The sequence below is a fragment of the Lentzea flava genome (assembly GCF_014648475.1).
GTDB lineage: Bacteria > Actinomycetota > Actinomycetes > Mycobacteriales > Pseudonocardiaceae > Lentzea > Lentzea flava.
This window is the reverse complement of sequence record NZ_BMRE01000016.1, coordinates 119,653-139,952: the sequence shown is the minus strand read 5'-3', so window position 1 is coordinate 139,952 and position 20,300 is coordinate 119,653. Positions and strand designations below refer to the sequence as shown.

General features: G+C 68.0%; 12 protein-coding genes. 7 read left to right on the top strand and 5 right to left on the bottom strand.

Features of this window, described 5'->3' with window-relative positions:
- Positions 1–169: 169 nt before the first annotated feature.
- From IEZ09_RS20260 to IEZ09_RS20235, 6 genes are all read left to right on the top strand, one after another.
- Positions 170–1,186, top strand: coding sequence for a LacI family DNA-binding transcriptional regulator (locus IEZ09_RS20260; RefSeq protein WP_189255280.1), 1,017 nt, complete (start codon positions 170–172; stop codon positions 1,184–1,186).
- A gap of 101 nt (positions 1,187–1,287) precedes the next feature.
- Complete coding sequence (locus IEZ09_RS20255; RefSeq protein WP_229812757.1) at positions 1,288–3,420, top strand: glycoside hydrolase family 36 protein; 2,133 nt, start codon at positions 1,288–1,290, stop codon at positions 3,418–3,420.
- Complete coding sequence (locus tag IEZ09_RS20250) at positions 3,417–4,721, top strand: ABC transporter substrate-binding protein (protein WP_189255279.1); 1,305 nt, start codon at positions 3,417–3,419, stop codon at positions 4,719–4,721. The genes IEZ09_RS20255 and IEZ09_RS20250 overlap by 4 nt, the downstream gene beginning before the upstream one ends.
- Complete coding sequence (locus IEZ09_RS20245) at positions 4,721–5,650, top strand: carbohydrate ABC transporter permease (RefSeq protein WP_189255278.1); 930 nt, start codon at positions 4,721–4,723, stop codon at positions 5,648–5,650. Before IEZ09_RS20250 ends, IEZ09_RS20245 begins: the two co-directional genes overlap by 1 nt.
- The gene (locus IEZ09_RS20240; RefSeq protein WP_189255277.1) at positions 5,647–6,468 is read left to right on the top strand and encodes a carbohydrate ABC transporter permease; all 822 of its coding nucleotides are present in this window, start codon (positions 5,647–5,649) and stop codon (positions 6,466–6,468) included. Before IEZ09_RS20245 ends, IEZ09_RS20240 begins: the two co-directional genes overlap by 4 nt.
- Before the next feature lie 17 nt (positions 6,469–6,485).
- A complete protein-coding gene (locus IEZ09_RS20235; protein ID WP_189255276.1) occupies positions 6,486–9,020 on the top strand; it encodes a carbohydrate-binding protein in 2,535 nt (844 codons plus the stop codon).
- Between the two features lie 165 nt (positions 9,021–9,185).
- On the opposite strand, the gene IEZ09_RS20230 is transcribed toward IEZ09_RS20235, so the two are convergent.
- Positions 9,186–12,419: an alpha-L-rhamnosidase gene (locus tag IEZ09_RS20230; protein ID WP_229812756.1), complete on the bottom strand. Its 3,234-nt coding sequence runs from the start codon at positions 12,417–12,419 to the stop codon at positions 9,186–9,188.
- 361 nt (positions 12,420–12,780) lie between these two features.
- Positions 12,781–13,683 (bottom strand): cellulose binding domain-containing protein, encoded by a 903-nt coding sequence (locus IEZ09_RS20225; protein WP_189255274.1) that lies wholly within the window; start codon positions 13,681–13,683, stop codon positions 12,781–12,783.
- Positions 13,684–14,113: 430 nt separating this feature from the next.
- On the opposite strand from IEZ09_RS20225, the gene IEZ09_RS20220 reads away from it, so the two are divergent.
- Complete coding sequence (locus IEZ09_RS20220; RefSeq protein WP_189255273.1) at positions 14,114–14,806, top strand: glycoside hydrolase family 12 protein; 693 nt, start codon at positions 14,114–14,116, stop codon at positions 14,804–14,806.
- A 144-nt stretch (positions 14,807–14,950) separates the two neighbouring features.
- Here IEZ09_RS20220 and IEZ09_RS20215 read toward each other — a convergent pair whose 3' ends face one another.
- The 3 genes from IEZ09_RS20215 to IEZ09_RS20205 form a co-directional block, all read right to left on the bottom strand.
- The gene (locus tag IEZ09_RS20215; protein ID WP_189255272.1) at positions 14,951–16,315 is read right to left on the bottom strand and encodes a glycoside hydrolase family 43 protein; all 1,365 of its coding nucleotides are present in this window, start codon (positions 16,313–16,315) and stop codon (positions 14,951–14,953) included.
- Between the two features lie 255 nt (positions 16,316–16,570).
- A complete protein-coding gene (locus IEZ09_RS20210) occupies positions 16,571–17,917 on the bottom strand; it encodes a glycoside hydrolase family 6 protein (RefSeq protein ID WP_189255271.1) in 1,347 nt (448 codons plus the stop codon).
- 13 nt (positions 17,918–17,930) lie between these two features.
- The gene (locus tag IEZ09_RS20205) at positions 17,931–19,697 is read right to left on the bottom strand and encodes a glycoside hydrolase family 6 protein (RefSeq protein WP_189255270.1); all 1,767 of its coding nucleotides are present in this window, start codon (positions 19,695–19,697) and stop codon (positions 17,931–17,933) included.
- Between the last annotated feature and the right edge of the window lie 603 nt (positions 19,698–20,300).

The window sequence follows — 20,300 nt, the reverse complement described above, 5'->3', positions numbered from 1 at the left end:
TGATCGGCGGCTGTCTGCCGGTCGTCGATGACGATGCCGGTGCGTTCGCACTTCGGTCAGCTTCGGGCAGTGGGCGCCGAGCTGGCGGCCGTCGGCGTAGCGGCAAGCACGACGGCGGTGGGCCGATGCGGGCTTTGACGCCACGAGGGGCAGCGATCACGATATCGGCGTGCCACGACGATCTTCTGCTACGCCGAGCATCCGGGATGTCGCGGCGGCTGCCGGCGTTTCGCGCCAGACGGTGTCACGGGTGCTGAACGACTCGCCGCGGGTGAACGCCGATACGCGCAGGCACGTGCTCGAGGTCATCGGGCGCCTGGGGTATCGGCCGAACCGCGCGGCCAGGGCACTCGGTTCGGGGTTGTCGAGCACGGTGACGGTGGTGATCGCCAACACCACGTTGTACGGCTACGCGGCGACGTTGCAGGGCATCGAGGAGGCCGCGCGGTCGGCGGGGTTCGCCGTCGGGGTCAGGGTGGTGGAGTCGGGCAGCCCGGCCAATGTCCACCACGCGGTGGAGCACGTGAGCGATCCCAACGCGGGTGGTGTCGTGGTGATCGCGTTCGACCCCGCGGGTGCCGAGGTGCTGCGGGCACTGCCGGCGGACGTTCCCGCGGTGGCCGCCACGGAAGCCGGTGGACTCCTGGGCGTCTCGCGGACGATGGTCTTCCTGGACGAACGTCAGGCCGCCGTCGACGCGACCCGGCATCTGCTGGAGCTGGGGCATCGCACGGTGCACCACGTGGCGATCCCGTCGGAGAGCGGCACGAGCGCACGTCAGTCCGGGTGGCGCGCGGCGCTGGAGGCGGCGGACGTGCCTGTGCCCGAGGTGCTGACAGCGGGGTGGGATGTGCGGTCGGCCTACCTCGCGGGTGTCCGGCTCGCGTCCGATCCGGACGTGACGGCGGTGTTGTGCGGCAACGACGACACGGCCCTGGCGGTGCGTCGTGCGCTCTACGAGGCAGGCCGGGACGTGCCGGGAGATGTCAGCATCATCGGGTTCGACGACGTGCCCGGCGCCGCCTACTGGACACCGGCGCTCACGACCGTGCGGATGGACTTCGCCGGACTCGGCCGGGCCTGCCTCGCCGCGATCGCCGCCGAGGTGGCGGGCGAACCACGGCAGGTGATCGCACTCGCGCCGCCGTCGCTCGTGGTCCGCGAGTCCACCGCGCCACCGCGGTAACAACTGTGTAACGCACCCTTTCCCCGTGGTTGTGTTAGCGCTCACACTGTTGCCGCGATGTGACCGGTCACATCGCATGGACCAGCAGGAATGGGGCGACAGTGATCTCGATCGAGTCCGCAGCCGGCGTGATCTGGGGGCATTCGGCTCTGGAGCTCGTGGTGGACGTGGCGCCGGACGGATCGGTCGCCGTTCGCTCGCTGTCCACCGGTGGTGACCGGCCCGATGCGCCGCTGGTCGCGCAGCCGCTGGTCGAGGTGCTGGTGGCGGGGGAGGGCAGGGCGCGGGTCTCGCACCGCTTCTCGGAGACGGCCGTCGGCAGGCGCCTGGTCTACGCCGGATCCCTGCGCCGCACCGACGGCAAGTGGAACGAGCTGCACGTCGATCTGCGGGACGAGCGCACCGGTCTGGTCGCGCGCACGACGTTCCGTTCGGTCGACGGTGTCGCCGCCTGCCAGATCACCACCACTGTGACCAACCACGGCCAGGAATCGTTGACGCTGCTGGGTTTGACGTCGTTCGCCGCAGGTTTTGGCCGAGCAGAGGACCTCGACGTGCTGCGGGCGGACAGCGAATGGCTCGGCGAGGGCCGCTGGTCGCGCCGGCCGCTGCGCGCGGACGCCGTGCCCGACCTCAACCTCCCGCTGCACGGCCAGGACGGCCGCGGCCGCCTCGCCGTGGTCAGCACCGGCACGTGGTCGACGGGCACGGTCCTGCCGACCGGTGGCCTGGTCGACCGCGGGACGGGGCAGGCGTGGTTGTGGCAGGTCGAGCACAACGGGCCCTGGCGGTGGGAGGTCGCCGAACGCACGGACGGCGCCTACGTCGCGTTGCTCGGGCCGACCGACATCGACCACCAGTGGCAGCACCGCCTGCTGCCCGGCGACTCGTTCACCTCCGTGCCGGTGTCGGTGGCCGTGTCGCGGTCCGGTGTGGACGGTGCGATCGCCGCACTCACCCGGCACCGCCGCGAGATCGTGCGCCCGCACCCCGACCGGACGGCGTTGCCGGTGGTGTTCAACGACTACATGAACACGATCATGGGCGATCCCACCACGGAGAAGCTGCTGCCGTTGGTCGACGCGGCCGCCGCGGCCGGTGCGGAGGTGTTCTGCATCGACGCGGGCTGGTACGACAACGGCTCCAGCTGGTGGGACAGCGTCGGCGAGTGGCAGCCGTCGCAGACCAGGTTCCCGAACGGGATCGACGAGGTCATCGCGCACATCCGCGACCGCGGCCTGGTTCCCGGACTCTGGCTGGAGCCCGAGGTGATCGGCGTGCGCAGCCCGATGGCCGACCGGCTTCCGCCGGGGGCGTTCCTGCAACGCGGCGGTGTCCGGCTCGTCGAGCACGGCCGCTACCACCTCGACCTGCGCCACCCGCGGGCCGTCGCGCACCTCGACGCGGTGATCGACCGGCTGGTGGGCGAGCTCGGCGTGGGCTACTTCAAGCTGGACTACAACATCGACGCCGGCGCGGGCACGGACGTGGCAGCCGACAGCGCCGGTGCGGGCCTGCTCGCCTGCAACCGGGCGCACCTCGCGTGGCTCGACGGTGTGCTGGACCGGCATCCCGGCCTGATCCTGGAGAACTGCGCGTCCGGTGCCATGCGCATGGACTACGCGATGCTCGCCAGGACGCAGCTGCAGTCGACCAGCGACCAGCAGGACTTCCTGCGCTACCCGCCGATCGCGGTGGCCGCCCCGATGTCGTTGCTGCCGGAGCAGTCGGCGAGCTGGGCCTACCCGCAGCCGGACATGTCCGACGAGGAGATCGCCTTCACGCTCTGCACCGGGATGCTCGGCCGCCTGTACCTGTCCGGTCGTCTCGACCTCATGACCGCCGAGCAACTGGACTCCGTGCAGGCCGCCGTGCGCGTGCATCAGAAGATCCGGGCCGACCTCGCCACCGCGGTTCCGTTGTGGCCGCTGGGGTTGCCGGGCTGGAGCGACCGGTGGCTGAGCCTGGCGCTGACGTCCGGTGACGTCACCTACCTGGCGGTGTGGCAGCGCGACGCCGACCAGGAGAGCGTGACGTTGCCGTTGCCACACCTGCGCGGCAGCGACGTCGACCTGGAAGTGCTGTACCCGCGTGATCTTCCCGAGTGGACGCCCGGCTGGAACGCGGACGGGGGCGAGCTGACGCTCACGGCCCGGCGCCTTCCTGCCTCGGCACGCCTGTTCCGGATCACCTCTCGCACCATTCCCTCACCCACCGAAGGATCCGCCCGATGAAGAGTTGGATCAGCGCAGCCGCCGCCACCCTCCTGTTGGGACTCACCGCGTGCAGCGACCCCGGCGCGGCCACCGGCACCGGCGGCCCGGTCTCCTGGCCCGAGCCCACCGCGTCGCTGAGCGGCGTGAAGCTGACGATCTGGGCGGCGCAGAACAGCAACACCGTGCCGGAGCAGGTGGTGGCGGCGTTCGAGAAGGCGACCGGTGCCGACGTCGACGTCGTGACCATCCCCGACCCGTACGAACAGGGCGTGCAGACCAAGGTGGCCACCGGTGACAAGCCGGACCTCGCGTTCTGGCAGCCCACCGCGTCGATGCTCACCGCCATCAACGCCAAGACGAACCTCCAGCCGCTGACCGACGCTCCCTGGCTGCCGAAGCTCGCACCGGAGCTGAAGGACATCACCGGCATCCTCGACGGCACCCGGTACGCCGCGCTGGTCACCAGCCCCGCGGTCGAAGGTGTCTACTACAACAAGGAAGTGTTCGCGGCCAACGGAATCACCGCGCTGCCGAAGAACTTCGACGAGATGGTCGCGGCGGCGAGGTCGCTGAAGGCCAAGGGCGTCACCCCGTTCTTCGAGATGGCGGGCGACCGCTGGGCGACCCAGTGGTGGGTGCAGGTCCAGCTCGCCGACGCCGCCAAGAACGGGCTCTGGGACAAGATCAACACCAGCAAGGAGGCCTTCACCAGCCCGGTCGTGCTCGACGCGATCAAGAAGTACAAGGCGTTGATCGACGAGGGCCTGTTCAACCCCGACATCAAGACCGCGAAGTTCGAAGACCAGGGCGCAGCTCTGCTCGACGGCAAGGCCGCGATGGTCGTGCAGGTCAACTCGTTCTTCGGGCAGCTGCAGGCGAAGTCCGACACGGCGACGCTCGATCGGAAGATCGGGTTCTTCCCGATCTCGCCGTCCGGCAACGTCGGCACGTTCATCCCGGACCAGTCCAACGCCCTGGTCGCGTTCCGCACCGGTGACGCCAAGCGGGAGGCCGCGGCCCGGCAGCTGCTGGCGTACTGGATGGGGCCCGGCTACCAGGAGTTCGTGAACGCTCGCAAGACCGTCTCGTTGCAGCCGGCCGTCGCGAACCCGGCCGGTGTGCCGAAGGCGCTGCTCGACGTGCACGCGTCCCTGGGCACCGCCGTCGGCTCCATGCAGGCGCTCGCCGTCGCGAACCCGGACCTGTACATCAACCTCGCTGACATGATCGTCGGGACGATGACGCCGGAGCAGGTCGCGAAGGCGACGCAGGATCAGTTCACCCAGCTGGCCAAGGCGGCCGGGGCACCGGGGTTCTGATGGCAGTCACCTCCGCAGCCGTGCGGGAGCGGTCGCCGGTGCGGCCGCTCCCCGCGCCGGACGCGCCGCGCCGCGGTGCCGTCCGGCGGCAGACGCACCCGATGTGGTTCCTCGCACCGGCCTTCGCGATCCTGCTCGTGTTCTTCTTCCTGCCGACGCTGTTCAACTTCGTCTACGCGTTCACCGACTGGTCCGGCTTCAAGAGCGCGATCAACCCGGTGGGCTTCGACAACTTCGCCCAGCTCGCGGCGGACGGCACGTTGCTGCGGGCGGTGCGGATCACGCTCGTCTACGCGGTGCTGGTGGCGTTGTTCCAGAACCTCTTCGGCTTCGGGCTGGCCGTTCTGCTCGAACGCGACACCACGCTGAACCGGGTGGCGCGGATCTTCTTCCTGGTGCCCGTGCTGATGTCCGCCCTCGCCGTCGGCTACATCTTCCAGGCCTTGCTGAAACCGCGAGGAAGTGTGAACAACCTGCTCGGCATCGACTACGCGTGGCTCGGTGACACCACCTGGACGATCGTCGTGGTCGCGGTGATCCACGCGTGGAAGTGGATGGGGCTGTCGATGCTCATCTACCTGGCGGGCCTGAAAACCATTCCCGAGGACCTGATCGAGGCGGCGCGCATCGACGGCGCCTCGCGCGCCAGGGCGTTCTGGTCGATCAGGTTCCCGCTGCTGGCGCCCGCGGTCACGTTCAACGTCGCGACCGCGTTGCTGGGGTCGATGAACGGGTTCGACATCGTCCAGGCCACGACCGGCGGAGGACCCGCGCGCACCACCGAGATCCTCAACATCTTCATCTACCGCACGTTCGGGCAGGGCCTGTTCGCCCAGGCCACCGCGATGAGTCTGGTGTTGTTCCTGCTGGTCGCGCTGCTCGCGTTCCCGGTGATCCGGATGCTGCGCAGGCGGGAGGCGGTGCTGTGAGCCGGTTCTGGACCAGGGCGCAACCCGTTGCCGCGATCGCGCTGGCGCTCGTGGTCATCGGAATCCCGTTGTGGCTCGTGGTGGTCACCGCCGGGAAGTCGCAGGGCGAGGCGCTCAACCCGGATCTCTCGCTGCCGCAACGCTGGCAGCTGCTGGAGAACCTGCGGCAGGTGTGGAGCGACGGCGAGGTGCCCGCCGCGTTCTTCGGCAGCCTGCTGGTCGTCGTGCCGACGGTCGCGTTGCTGCTGACGTTCGGGTCGATGGCGGCGTGGATCCTGGCCCGCCGCGCGACCCGGCTGAACGCCGTTCTGTACGCGCTGGGCATCAGCGGGATCGTGCTGCCACCGGCTGTCGTGACGGTCGTCCTGCTGCTGCGCCAGCTGGGGCTCGCGGGCAGTGCGATCGGCATGATCGGTGTCTACACGGGCATCTACCTGTCCACGGTGATCTTCTTCGTCACCGGCTTCGTCCGGACCATCCCGCCGGCGCTGGAGGAGGCCGCGCAGATCGACGGCGCGGGCCCGGTGATGGTGTTCTGGCGGATCGTGCTGCCGCTGCTGCGGCCGGTGCTCGCCACCGCCACGATCCTGATCTGCCTTTACGTGTGGAACGACGTGTTCTACGCGTTCTTCGTCATCGGCGGGCGGCTCGACACGCTGCCGCTGAACCTGTTCCGCGTGGCGAGCGCGGGTCTGTACCTGAACAACTGGCACCTGATCTTCGCCTACGTCGTGCTGATGAGCCTGCCTCTCGTCGTCGTACTCGCCATCGCCCAGCGCAAGATCATCTCTGGCATCACGGGCGGTGCCGTCAAGTGATCCGAAACGGAGCTGGAATGCGTATCCCTGCCTGCGCGGTCGTCGCCGCGCTAGCGCTCACCACCCTGTCCCCACCGGTCGCCGGCGCCGCGACCGAGACCCTGCGCGTGGACCTCGCCTCGTCGACGGGCGCGTTCCGCGGCGGCGCGACGGGCATGCTCTACGGCCTGGGCGATCCCGGTGTCCCGTCCCAGGACCTGATCGCGGGCATGCGGCCGCGGAGCATCTCCCAGAAGGCGCCGGACGGGGACCAGCACCCCAACGGCGACGCGCTGAAGCTCGCCGACGGCTACTTCGCCGCGGGCGGCACCGACATGCACATCTACGCCCAGGACGTCTACAGCAAGTGGCCCTACGAAGACCTGGGCATCGACGACTACGTGGCTCGGTTGCGCCCGCAGCTGGAGAAGGTCGCCCAGCGCCCCGACCGCGACCGGTTCGTGTGGACGATCTTCAACGAGCCGGACGGCATCTGGTACTCGGACTGGGCGAACCAGAAGCAGAAGTTCTTCGCCGACTGGACCAGGGTCTACCGCCTGGTGAAGTCCGTGCTGCCCAACGCCCGCATCGCGGGCATCGGTGAGACCCGGTACCGCGCTGACCACCTGCGCGAGTTCCTCACCTACGCCAAGGCCAACAACGTGCTGCCGGAGATGACGAGCTGGCACGAGCTCGGCCCGGACTCGCTGGCGTTCTACCGCAAGAACTACGCGGACTACCGCGCGATGGAACGGCAGCTCGGCATCTCGCCGAGAGAGATCGTCATCAACGAGTACTCCAACCGGCGCGACACCTCGGTGCCCGGCCAGATGGTGCAGTGGATCACCATGCTGGAGGACACCAAAGTGGACGGTCACATGGCGTTCTGGTCCATGGCGGGCAACCTCAGCGACCACGCCGTGCGCGCCGGCCGCGCCAACGGCGGCTGGTGGCTCACGAAGTGGTACGGCGACTTCGCCGGAAGCTCGGCCAACGCGGTCAACACCGTCAAGGTGACGCCGCCGCGACCCGACACCAGGGACTCGTTGCAGGGCATGGCAACGCTGAACCGCGGCGCCGCCAAGGCGACCGTTCTGCTCGGCGGCACGGCGAACGAGGTCGACGTCGCTCTCACCGGCATCGACCGGGCCGTGTTCGGTGACCAGGTCGACGTGCGGGTCTCCAAGACCAGCTGGACGGGCTACGAGGGCGACGCGGGTCAGCCACCGGTGGTGGCGGCGTCGCGGATCCGGGTGACGAACGGCGCGGCGACGGTCAAGGTGCCCGGCGGCGACCAGCTGGCCGCGTACCAGGTGATCATCACCCCGGCCTCCGGTTCGGCGCCGGTCGCGAACGCTCCGTGGCAGGCGAGCTACGAGGCCGAGAACGGCACCGTCGAGAATGCGCAGGTGTACGTCCAGGACGACGGATCGGGCTCCTGGGACATGGCCATGCGCTACACCACGTCCGGCCGCAAGGACGTCGGTTCCATGAATCGCGCGGACTCGCGCGTGACCGTCAACGTGACCGTGCCGCGCACCGGCACGTACAAGCTCGGCGTCTTCTACGGCACCAACGCCATCGTCGGACAACAGGCTCTCTACGTGGACGACGCCCACGTGCGGAACCTGACGCTGCCCGCGACCCTCGGCTGGACCTACCGCGGCCGGTACGACACGCCCGTCCAGCTCACCGCGGGCACACACCGGATCTCGTTGCGCACCAGCGGTCCTGCGGGATATCTCGGCGGTTCGTCGGACATCACGCTCGACCGCGTCGACCTGACCGAGGTCACCGGTCCAGAAAGGACGGTGTACCCGTTGTCCGAGGCGCGCGGCTCCGGCACGGTCCTGCGGGCGGGTCAGTCCGTCACCACCTACGTGTCAGCCGCCGAGGACGGCTACTACCGGCTCGACACCACCCTGGCCTCGACCGGCAGGAGCACGCTCGGTCTCACGCTCTCCGGCCGCAAGGTCGACGGCGCCGCCCTGACCACCACCTGCGCCGGTGCGTGGAACGGCAGCACCACGGTGCACCTCAAGGCGGGCATCACCGAGGTGAAGTTGTCCAACGACGGCCGTACCCCGCTGGTCGCCGGCACGCTCACGGTGACCCGTGACGCCGCGGCCGACCGCAACGCCGTCCGCGTCGAGGCCGAGTCCGGCCGGCTCGCGGGCGGCGCGGCGATCGCGTCGAGCCCCTGGGCGTCCGGAGGATCGTACGTCGGGTACATCGGCAACAACGGCACGCTGACGATCCCGCGCACCGGGGTGACCGCCGGGCAGTACAACCTGACCGTCGCCTACGCCCAGGCGGACAAGAACACCGGTCACCCCTACAACACCGACATCATCAACCGGACGCTCACCGCCACCGAGGCGGGCGGCAAGGCGACGACCGCCCGGTACCGCCACAACTACACATGGGACGGGTTCTGGCTGGAGACGTCGCCGATCGACCTGGTCACGCCGAGCGGCGCGGTCACCTTCGGCAACTCCGCGGCCTGGGGACCGAACGTCGACTGGGTTCAGTTCGCCCCGCTCGTCGTCGCGAACAAGACGACCCGGCGGTAGTTGCTCCCGTGCAACGGATCCCCGTCACCGGCGGCTCGCCACCGGTGACGGGGATCCGTTGTCTCGGAACTGCGTGAAGAACCGCCACACCTCACCGGGCACCCAGGTCCGGGTGCCGCTGTCGCCTGGTGCGCCGTCCTGCGGCGCGGCGATGTGGCTCCTGACTCAGCGACTGCTCGGCGTGGTCTGCCTCGGCGCGGTGAAGCTGTACCTCCCGGAACCGACCGTCACGACGGTGGCCTTCCTGGCCGGATCATGAGCGACGCCGAGAACTCCGGCCGCCCCGTGCAGCGGCCTGCCGGACTCCCGCACCGATCCGGCGCCGTCGGAGGGGATCACGATCTCGGCGGTGGTGTTGGCCGGCACGGTGACGGTCATCGTCAGCTCGTTGTCCTTCAACGACCACGTGTTCGCCAGCTTGCCGTACACGGTGTCGATGCTGCCTTCGGCGTGCGTGAGTCCGCCGCCGATGTGCGGCTCGACGACACTGCGGCGGTATCCGGCCTCCTTGATCCGGATGCCGCCGATGTTCTGGTGCATCCAGTCGGCGACCGCGCCGTAGGCGTAGTGGTTGAAGGAGTTCATGTCCACCGGGCCGAACGAGCCGTCTGGCTGGATCGAGTTCCAGCGCTCCCAGATGGTCGTGGCACCCTTGCCGATCTCGTAGCCCCACGACGGGTAGTCCTCTTTGGACAGCAGGGTGTGGGCGAGGTCGTCGCGACCGATGTTGGACAACGCCACGAGCAGCCACGGCGTGCCGATGAAGCCGGTCTTGAGGTGGTTGTCGCTCTCGGCGAGTTTCGCCACGTATTTCGCGCCTGCCTTCACCTTCAAGGCGGGATCGGTGATGAGGTCCATGCCGAGTGCGAGGGCGTAGCCGGTCTGCGAGTTGCCCAGCACCGTCCCGTCCGCGGCCACGTAGGCGTTCGTGAACGCGGCGCGCACGTCTTCGTGCAGTTGGGCGTACTCGGCGGCTTCGGTGTCACGGCCGACTGCCTTGGCCATGTCGGCCATCATCCGCACGTCCTGTGCCCAGATGGCCGTGCCGATGACCCCCTGGTTCGACGGGTCGTCGAGGTTCAGCCAGTCGCCGGTGAAGAACGTCAGCCGTCCGGTCTCCAGGTTGTCCGGGCCGGCGCTCGCCCTGGCGTAGGCGAAGAACCGGCTCATCGCCTCGTAGTTGTCCCGAACCACCCGCGTGTCCCCGTAGGCACGCCACACGGCGTGCGGGACGGTGATGATCGCGTCCTCCCAGCCGACTCCGCTCTCGTCGAACGCGCCGTTGGTGGACGGCACGACTGCGGGGATGGAGCCGCTGCCCTTCTGTTCGTCGCGCACGTCGGCCATCCACTTGCCCAGGAACGCCCGCATGTCGCTGAGATACGTGGCGGTCGGCGCGAAGATGTTGATGTCGCCCGTCCAGCCCAGCCGCTCGTCACGAGCCGGGGTGTCGGTCGGGATCGAGAGGAAGTTGCCCCGTGCGCCCCAGGTGACGTTGCTGTGCAGCTGGTTCAGCATGCCGTGGGAGGTGCGCAGCGTGCCGGTGCGCTTCAGGTCCGAGCCCCAGACGACGCCCTTCACCTCGGCCGCGGCGGGTGGAGTGCTCAGGCCGGTGATCTCGACGTACCGGAAGCCGTGCTGGGTGAACGTCGGCTGGTAGGTCACCGTGCCGTCGGCCGCGAACCGGTGGTGGTCAGTGGCCGTGGCGGCACGGAGGTTCTCCACGTACATCGTTCCGTCGCGGTTCAGCACCTCGGCGTGCCGGAGCCGGACCGTCTCGCCCGCCTTCCCGGTGATCGTCACCCGCGCGACGCCGACCATGTTCTGGCCGAGGTCGTAGATCGTCACGCCGGGACGGGGCGTGGTGACCGCCACCGTGTCCAGCACCTGCGTCTCGCGCACCGGCTCGTCCGGCTGCGGCGTCAGCTTCGCGGTGTCGGACGGGCGAACGACGACCGGGCGCCACGACGAGTCGTCGAACGCGGCATCGGTCCAGCCCTGGTGTGCGAACCGGGCGTCGTAGGTCTCGCCGATCTGGTTGTCGGTGGCGGCGAACGGTCCGTGCTGCCAGCGCCAAGCCGGCGTCGTGTCGATCCACTGCACGGTGCCGTCGGTGTAAGTGATCTTCAACCGGGCGACCAGTGCCAGGTCGGTGCCGTACTGTCCCTTGCCGGCCAGTCCGACCTTGCCCGCCCACCAGCCGTCACCCAGCGCGGCCCCGAAGCCGTTCCCGCCGGCCAGGACGAGGTCTGTCACGTCGTAGGTCTGCGACTGGATGCGCTTGGCGTACTCGGTGTAACCCGGTGCGAGGAACTGATCGCCGACCTTTCGGCCGTTGAGCGTGAGCTCGTACACGCCGTGCGCCGAGGCGTAGATCCTCGCCCGTGCCACGTTCTTCCCTCGCAGGGTTCGGAACGACGTCCGCAGCAGCGGCTCGTAGGAGTCGTTGCCCACCAGCAGCGCGTCGGTGTGCCCCGTCACGGTCAGCTCCTGGTTCTCGATGCTGCCGCCGGTGAAGGGATTGGGCACGGCGATCTCGGGAGCGGCCAGCACGGTGCCGTCGGGCTTGGTCGCGGTGAACGAGGTGACTGTCACCGACTCCCTGTCCCAGGTGCGCAGGCCCGGCCGGCCGACGGCGAACCCGGACACCGCACGGGTGTCCACCGTGATGCCGTCCAGCACGGTCCGGACGGTATCGCCCTGGACGGTGTAGGCGACTGTGTGATCACCGGTGAGCAGTCCGGCTCGAGTGAACCCGAACGGCCGCAGGTCCACCTCGGCGAGCAACGTGTAGCCGCCGTCGAGCCGTCGGTGCGGTCGGAGCATCGGCGCCGAGGTGGCGGACGTGCCGACGTTGAGCTGCCACATGTACGCGTTGCCGGCGTCCTTCGCGCGCAGGAACGTGCCGAACGCCTGGTTGTTCAGCCGGAACTTCACCGTGACGGTGTAGTCGGTCCACTGCTCGTAGGTCGGCGAGGGCTTGCCGATCCAGGCCGCCGATCCCCAGTCCTCCGGGGTGAGCAGGCCTGTCTCGAACCACGCTGACCGGCTCCAGTCGCTCGGAACGCCCCTGTCGTCCCAGATCCGCACGCGCCAGTGGTACCTCGTCGCGGAGGCCAGGGCCGGTCCGCCGTAGGCGATGTCGACCTGTTGGGACGACTTGACCTTCCCGGTCCGCCACACGTCGGACGCTCCCGGTGAGGACCCGACCTTCAGCTCGTAGGCGGTCTGCGTCATCGCCCTGCGCGAGGACGCGGACTTCCAGCCGAACACCGGCGGCGCACCGGGAATGCCGAGCGGATTCACCCTGCCGTTCGTGGTGAGCCCTTCGACCGTCGCCGAGGGTGCCGCCAGGCTCGCGGGCGCGACCGCCGCGAGCAGAGCAAGGCACGCCAGCACAACGAGAAAGCGCGGTACCGAGACCCTCCACAAAGGACGATTAATCGCCCGGTCGCCGGTCGGCCGCGATGTCAGGGGGCATGCTCGCCAGGACATGGTCAGCTCCCGATCTGTGGTGGCTCGGAGCGATGCCGTGGCTGTTGAGTGAGCGTTAACATCGCGTCGCGCTGTTACGCGCCACATCCGTATGAAGCCGCAGAGTAACGGTGTGTTTACGCTAACATCAAGGCCCTGGGTGGTGTCCGTGTGGACGTGAGCGAGTTCCAGTTCGCCACGGAGTTGGAGTGGCTCGTGGTGTCGTCACCGTCGCAGAGCAAGGCGCAGGCTGACCTGACTCGGCTCCCCGCTCGTACGCCTCTGCCTATGCCAGGGTGCAGGCGTGCCCGTTGAGGGTGAAGGCGCGCGGGTCGGTGTTGGTGCTGCCGCTGCCGCCGGTGAACCCCATCAGCAGCGTCTCGCCCGGACGGATGGTCTGGTTGTAGGACATGGCGGTGGCGAAGACGTCGCCGCCCGTCTGCTTCGGGGTCGCGTTCCACATCTCGGAGACCGTCTGGCCGTTGGCGAACGTCCACTTGAGAGTCCAGCCGTTGATGTCCGTGTTGCCGGTGTTGCCGATGGTCACGTCGGTGCGGAAGCCGCCGGGCCAGGTGTGAGTGACGCGGTAGGCGACCGAACAACCGTTGACGGCCTTCGGTTTCGCGGTTGTGGTGGGGGCGGGCGCGGCAGGGGTTGGTGCTGCGGGCGGTGGTGTGCCGGTGGCCGGCTGGACGCAGGGCGGCCCCCAGCGGCCGAGCCGCTTCGCCGAAGCGGTCGTCTCCGCCTCCTGCAGCAGGCGGTCGTCGGTCGCCTCGCTGCGCACCATGCCGAGCTCGACGGCGATGACCGCGTAGTCGGTGCCGTCCGCCAGCCGGAGGGAGCCCGCGGGCGTGGTGTCGACCGGCTTGTCGAGCAGCATGGTCTTCGCGAACGTCGTAGCCGCGTCGCTCCAGCACTGATCGGGTGCGGCGAGCCCTTTGACCTTGATCTCCTGGCCGTCGGAGAGCTGCACCGTCCGCACGTCGATCACTTTCTGGACGGTGACGGAGACGTCCTGGGTCTCGGGCGGCTCCACGAGAGTGGGGAAGTCCGGTGGTGACGTCGTGGCCAGGGGCGGTGTCTGCTGCTCGCCGCCTCCGCACGCGCCCGCCGCGCTGGTGAGGAGAACGGCGGCGACCAACAGCCGCCTGGCAGGTCTGACACTGACGGCGAAGTGCGGTCGTCTCATTGTTCCCCCGCGCCCAGAAGTCTTCGGCGAACGAACCAAGAGGCGTTGGCCCGAACGGCTGATCTCGTCTCAGCAGGCTACGACGATTGCGTTAAACCCGGAAGAACCTTCCGCAATTCTGGACGTCCGTTTCGATGTGTTTCGAGTCGAATCTCGTCGAATGTCGAAGGAAATCGATTTCAGGCGATCCTCGACGCGATGGCAGGTGGCAGTGGTCGCGACTTCACGTCGCTGGCTGCTTGCTGACCGGCCTGGCGCAGGCCGGATCGAGCCACGAAGTGGCTCCACCGTCCCGAAATAACTGGCGAAGAGGTCGAAACGTCGACGGACTTGTGTTCGATGCATTCGACACCTATGTTTCAGGCCCAGTTGAACCGCTTCGATTGTTTCGGAGTTCTTTTCCGGTCAAAGATGTTCGGAAGGGTTTGTGATGAGCAGGATGGTTCGCGCTCTGACCGCGATGGCAGTCGCGGTTCTGCTGGGCTTGCTCGGCTCGGGAAGTGCACAAGCGGCGACCTGGTGGACCTCGGACCAGTGGGGAACGTGGTCGAACGGGGGCTACACGCTGCGCAACAACATCTGGGGCAGCGGTGCCGGCCCCCAGACGCTCTGGGCCAACTCGTACAGCAACTGGGGTGTGTGGGCTGATCACCCCAACACCGGCGGGGTGAAGTCCTATCCGCACGCGGCGAAGGCCGTGAACAGAAAGCTCAGCTCGATCGGCGGAGTGACGAGCAGCTTCAACGTCAACGCTCCTGCAGGAGGCGCGTACACGACCGCGTACGACATCTGGGCCGACAACTACCGATACGAGATCATGCTGTGGATGAACAAGTTCGGTCCGGTCGGGCCGATCGGGTCGTACCAGACCTCGACGTGGGTCGGCGGGCACGGCTGGGACGTCTACCGCGGCACGAACGGGCACAACGAGGTGTTTTCGTTCATTCGCCAGGGGAACACCGGTTCCGGCACCGTCGACATCAAGGCCGTGATGAACTGGATCAAGAACCGCGGCTGGTACGGCGACGTCACGCTCGGCGAGGTGCAGTTCGGCTACGAGATCACGTCGTCGAGCGGCGGTCTCAACTTCGGCACGAACAGCTTCTCCATTTCGTCGTGGTGAGGTGACGCGAGCCGGAGCAGGGTGTCAGCGAAGCCAGGAGACCTCGCTGACACCCTGCTCTTCTTGGTGTTCGACCTCGTCCAGGCGCAGGCGCTGAGAACTCGCGGTTCCGCGTGCGACCTCCGGTCCATCCACATCGGACGGTCAGGAGAACTGCCACCAGTTGACGTTGAACAGGTAGCCGCTGCCGCCGGCGAACCTGAAGTACACGTCCTGGGTGCCGGACACTCCGCTGACCAGGCACGACACGGTCGTCCACCGCTGCCAGCCACCGGTGCCGGGCACGGTGCAACGGCCGGCGACCGCGCCGTTCGCGCTGCCGAGGCGGACTTCCAGCGTGCCACCGGCGGATGCCGACGCCACCCGCGCGCTGAACCTCGACGGTCCCGCGCCGAAGGCGGCGCCCCTGACCTTGATCCAGTCCCCGTTCTCCAGCCACCCGACGTTCATCCCGCCCTCGCTGGACGGTTCGGTCTCGACGCCGGAACCCCAGGCGATGGTCTCGGCCTCCTGCCGCGCGTACGGGTTGAGGGACTCGATCTGCGGCGGTCCCGACGTGGTCATGTTCATCTGCGGGATGGTGCCGTCGGAGTTGTAGGTGAACTTCTCCACGGCCACCGAGCGCGTGAAACCGCCGCCGCCGGGCAGAGCGCCGTTGTGGTAGAAGAAGTACGAGCCGCCCTTGTAGTCGATGAGGCCGGGGTGGTTCGTGAAACTGCTGCCCTGCGTGGGCATCACGGTGCCGCGGTAGGTCCACGGCCCCGTCGGTCCGGGTGCTGTCGAGTAGCCGATGAACTCCGAGCAGCACTTCGCCGCGAACACGTTGTAGTAGAGGCCGTTGCGCTTGTACACCCACGGCCCTTCCTCGTACAGGGTCGGCCGCTTGGCGTCACCGGTGCGGGTGCCGAATCCGGCGGTGGTGAGCGGGATCTGGTTCACGCCGCCCGAGTAGGAGGTCATGTCGCTGTTCAGCCGCACGTACCACAGGTTCGGGTCGCCCCAGTAGAGATACGCCTGGCCGTCGCTGTCGATGAACACGGTCGGGTCGATCTCACCGTTCTCCACGAGTGGCCGGCCGATGGCGTCGCGGAACGGTCCGGTCGGGGTGTCGCCCACCGCCACACCGATCGCCATCCGGCCGGTGGCGTTGTTGACCACGGGCACGTACCAGTAGAACTTTCCGTTGCGCTCGACGGCCTGTCCGGCCCACGCGTCCTTTCTCGCCCAGCTGAAGGTGGCGAGGCTCAGCGGCGAACCGTGATCGGTCCAGTTCACCATGTCGACCGTCGACCAGACTCGCCAGTCCTTCATGGTGAAGTTGGTCGAGCCGTCCTCGTCGTGTCCGGTGTAGAGGTACAACCGTCCATTGTGGACCATCGGTGACGGGTCGGCCGTGTAGACGTGCTGAACGATCGGGTTGTCTGCCTTGCCCGTCGCCGGGGTGAGCACGAGAAGGCAGGCCAGGCTCGCGACTGCGGCGAGCCGGCGGTGGATCCTCCGTTGACGCATGGGCCTCTCCCTGGTGTCCGACGAGCTCAGGTGAAGGTAGCCAGCGGTACACGGTTGGGCAAGGCCTGATGTTAACGCTAACTTCTTCCAGCTGCGTCGAATCTCGTCGAAATAACCAGGCGAAATCCGGAGAACACGAATAGCTCGTGACGCATGTGGATGGAGGAGAGCGCTCTCATGTTAGCGCGAACATGCAGGCGTGCCCTCTCCGGTGCGGTGGACCGGAGAGGGCACGCGATCAGGGCCGGTCACGGCTCAGACGCACGCCGTGCCGTTCATGGCGGGGGAGAGGAACGGTGGGGTGCCGCCGTTGTAGTTCGCGTTGTACCCGATGGTCGCGGTGCCGCCGGTCGCGAGCTTGCCGTTCCAGGACTCGCTCTGGACCCGCACGGTGTCGCCCGTGTCGGTCCAGGTCCCGTTCCAGCCCTGGGTGACGGTCACTCCCGGCGCGGAGAACGTGAGCGTCCAGCCGTCGACGGGTGCCCCGCGGTTCTCGATGACGATCTCGCCGGTGTAGCCGGACGACCACGAGCTGACCACCTTGTGGGTCACCTTGCACGTACCCGGCCCTTGCGAGGTCGTCGTCGTTGTGGTTGTCGTTGTCGTAGTAGTTGTGCTGGTAGTCGTGGTGGTGGTGGTCGGCTGCCAGTTGCCGGCGGCCGCGAGGTCGTACGCGCGCTGCGGGACGAACTGGCCGGCCGGTGCGATGCACCCGTCGGCCTCGCCCGGCAGCTTGACCCACAGGAACGCCGCGATCTGGCCGTCACCGGTCTGGTCCGTGCTGGGTGTGCCGATCGCGCGTCCGGCCGGGTCGCACCACTCGCTGCCCGCGGGACCGTTGCCGTTGCGGCTGGTGTCGATCACGGCCTTGAGCCGGGAGTCGCCCACCGCGCTCAGCACCGACTTCGCGTAGGACACCTCGTCGCTGGTCCACCGGTAGTTGGACACGTTGGTCGAGATGCCGTCGGCGCTGTTGGTGATGTCGGCCGCGCGGAGCCGGGCCGCGGCCTCGCCGGGTGAGAGCCACGCCGAGTGCCCGATGTCGAAGTACACCTTGGTCTGCGCGGAACCGGACTTGAGCTTCTTGCCCGCGTAGGCCATCGACGCCTTGGTCTGGTTCTGCTGGTCGGCCGACTGGCAGTTCGACATCAGCGGCAGCACGTCCGGCTCCAGCACGATCGCCGCCGGACGTCCCGCGATGCCCGCCGCCACCTGGTCGACCCAGGCCCGGTAGGCGTCGTGCGACGGCGCACCGCCACCGCTCGCGCCTCCGCAGTCGCGGTTGGGGATGTTGTAGACGACCATGATCGGGATCTTGCCCGCGGCCGCGGCGGCGCCGACGAAGGCGTCGACCTCGCCCCGCACGGTGCCGGTGTTGGTGGTGGTGAACCATCTGGCCTGCGGGGTGGCCGCGAGGCGCTCCCGGATGATCGGCGCCTTGGGGTCGCCGGGATTGGCGGCGACCCACTTGGCCGCGCTGGTGTCCGGGTCCACGTAGAAAGGTGACGGGGCGGCCTGAGCACTGCCCCCGGCGGCGAGGGCGGCGACACCCGCGAGGAGTGTCGCCGCCACCACGCCGCTCGCAACAGCCTTGTTGCGCATGCGACGTATCCCCTTACAGCGCCGGGTAGGCGTTCTCGACGAGCATCTTGAACTGGGCCGGGAACCAGACGCCGGCGTGCGGTGCGCCCGGCATCGCGCCGGTCAGGTTGCCGCCGTTGGACTGCTGGTCGCCGCGGAAGGCGGGGTCGCACATCGGGTCGTGCTGCTTGCCTTCCTCGTTCGGGCCACTGGTCTTGGTCGCGATGCCGTCGGACTCACCCGGCGGCTTGATCCAGACGTAGGCGTCGAAGTTCGGCCGCGGCGAGGCCTGCGGGCGCAGGCCGATGCCCGCACCGACCTGGTTGCACCAGTTGCCGCGGTGCAGCCGGCGGTCGATGCGCCCGGAGTTGACGTACTCGTCCACAGTGGACCCGGTGGCGCCGGCAGGCCGGTTCGCGCCGCCCCAGCCGTTGCGGGAGGTGTCGACCAGCATGCCGATGCCGCTCGGGAAGCCCGCCGCCACGAACCGCCGGTGCAGTTCGGCACCGTAGTCGGCCTCGTCGAAGTACGGGTTCCACTCGTAGAACTTCGCGGACTTCAGCGGCTGGCCGCCGACGGTCTTCATCGGATCGGTCAGGTGCGGCTCCTCGACCGGCGTGTAGTTCGCCGTGTCGGTGATGAAGCCGTCGACGCTGCCGAAGCCCTTGGTCGTGCCCCTGACCACGTCGGTGTACAGCTGCACGGCCGGCACGATGTTGCTGTCCCAGCCCAGCCACGCGGAGTGCGCGATGTCCAGGTAGTTGTAGACGTTCGAGATCGCGCTCAGCTTGTTGAGCGCGTACTGGATGCCCTGCACGTACGCGCCACTGGACTTCGCCTCGGCGCACTTGGGCTTCGCGGTGTTGGTGACGAGGTTGGGCAGCGAGTCGGGTTCGATGATCGCGACGATGCGCAGGTCGCGGTACTTCGAGTCACCCAGGATCGACGCGATGGGGTCGATGTACTCGGCCTTGTACCGGGCGAGGCCGTTCTTGCTGACCTCGAGCTCACCGTTGGACGCCAGGGCCGAGCAGTCGCGGTTGGGCAGGTCGTACACGACGACCTGGAACACCACCGGCCGGCCGGCCGCGGCCTGCTGGCGCAGCGCCTCGTCCAGGTGACCGCGCAGGCCGCGGCCCGCGGTGATCGCGCCGATGCGGTCCATCCACACGGCCGTCGAGTTCTGCGCCACCTTGCGCATCGCCGTGCCGAGCGCACCGCCCGTGCTCGTGGCGAGCGTGTTGACCTGGTCGACGTAGTCGGGGTTGAGGTAGCCGGTGGCGCCCGCGTACGGGTTGGGCACGTGGTCACCGGGGTTCCCCGGGTTCTCCGAGGTCGTGGTGGTCGTGGTGGTGGTCGTCGTCGTGGTGGTCGTGGTCTCGACCGGACCGCCCGTGCACGCCGTGCCGTTCAGCTTGAAGCTCGTGGGCTTGGCGTTCGTGCCGGAGTAGGAGGCCTGGAAGCCGAGGCTGTGCGACCCGCCGGTCGCCAAACCCTTGGCCCAGTCCGGGTTCTTGGCCGTGACGTGTTGTCCGGACTGGGTGATGGTGGCGTTCCAGTGGTTCGTGATCTGCTGGTTGCCACCGAAGTCCCACTCGAGGGTCCAGCCGTCGGAGATCGCGTCACCCAGGTTGTTCACCGTGACGTTCGCGGTGAAGCCGGTGTCCCACTGGTTGGTTTGGTAGTCCACCGAACACCCGGCGGCGGCACTGGCCTGGTTGCCGACCAGTACCAGCACGCTCGTGCAGAGCGTCAGTGCGGCGACGGCTGATCCGCCGCGCACCAGATTCCTTGATCGCATGAAGGGTCCTCGCAGCATCGTTGCCGGGGCTGATCTGGGAGCGCTCCCAGTGAGGACGGGACAGTAACCAACAAGGACCTGTTCAGAAAGACTTCGTCGAACGACGAATTTCGTGCGAGCAATCGTCGATTTTGAACGCAAAGTGGTGTTTTGGGTTCAGATCTGTTGTCACGGCGCGACGTGAAACGATTTCCTTGCGCGCGCAAGTTGCTTTCTGTAGATCGATTCGGCGTGGCGCTGGGCCGTTCAGGTGACCAGATAACGTCCCGGACACTTTTGGTTAACCTGGTTCACAGTGTCGAAGATCGGGGCCGAAAGGCGGAACACCATTACACCGTTCGGCGCCAGAAATGCTTGTTAGTCGATCTAACGGTTCGTGGACATGAACTCGCAGAGCGGGGGGTGGACCGAACGGGCGAGCGGGCATTGGTGCTCGTATCGATTCAGCGTCGCGCCGTGTACGTGCATGTGAACTCGACATCCGTGCAATAGGGCCGTTTGTAGGCTTTTTGGCGCAGTGCGGGCCATCGTTCGGCAGGTATATCCGGCTTGAAGCTGGGCATTCGGACCAAATTCCGGGGAGACCCTCTTTGAAGAGGTTTC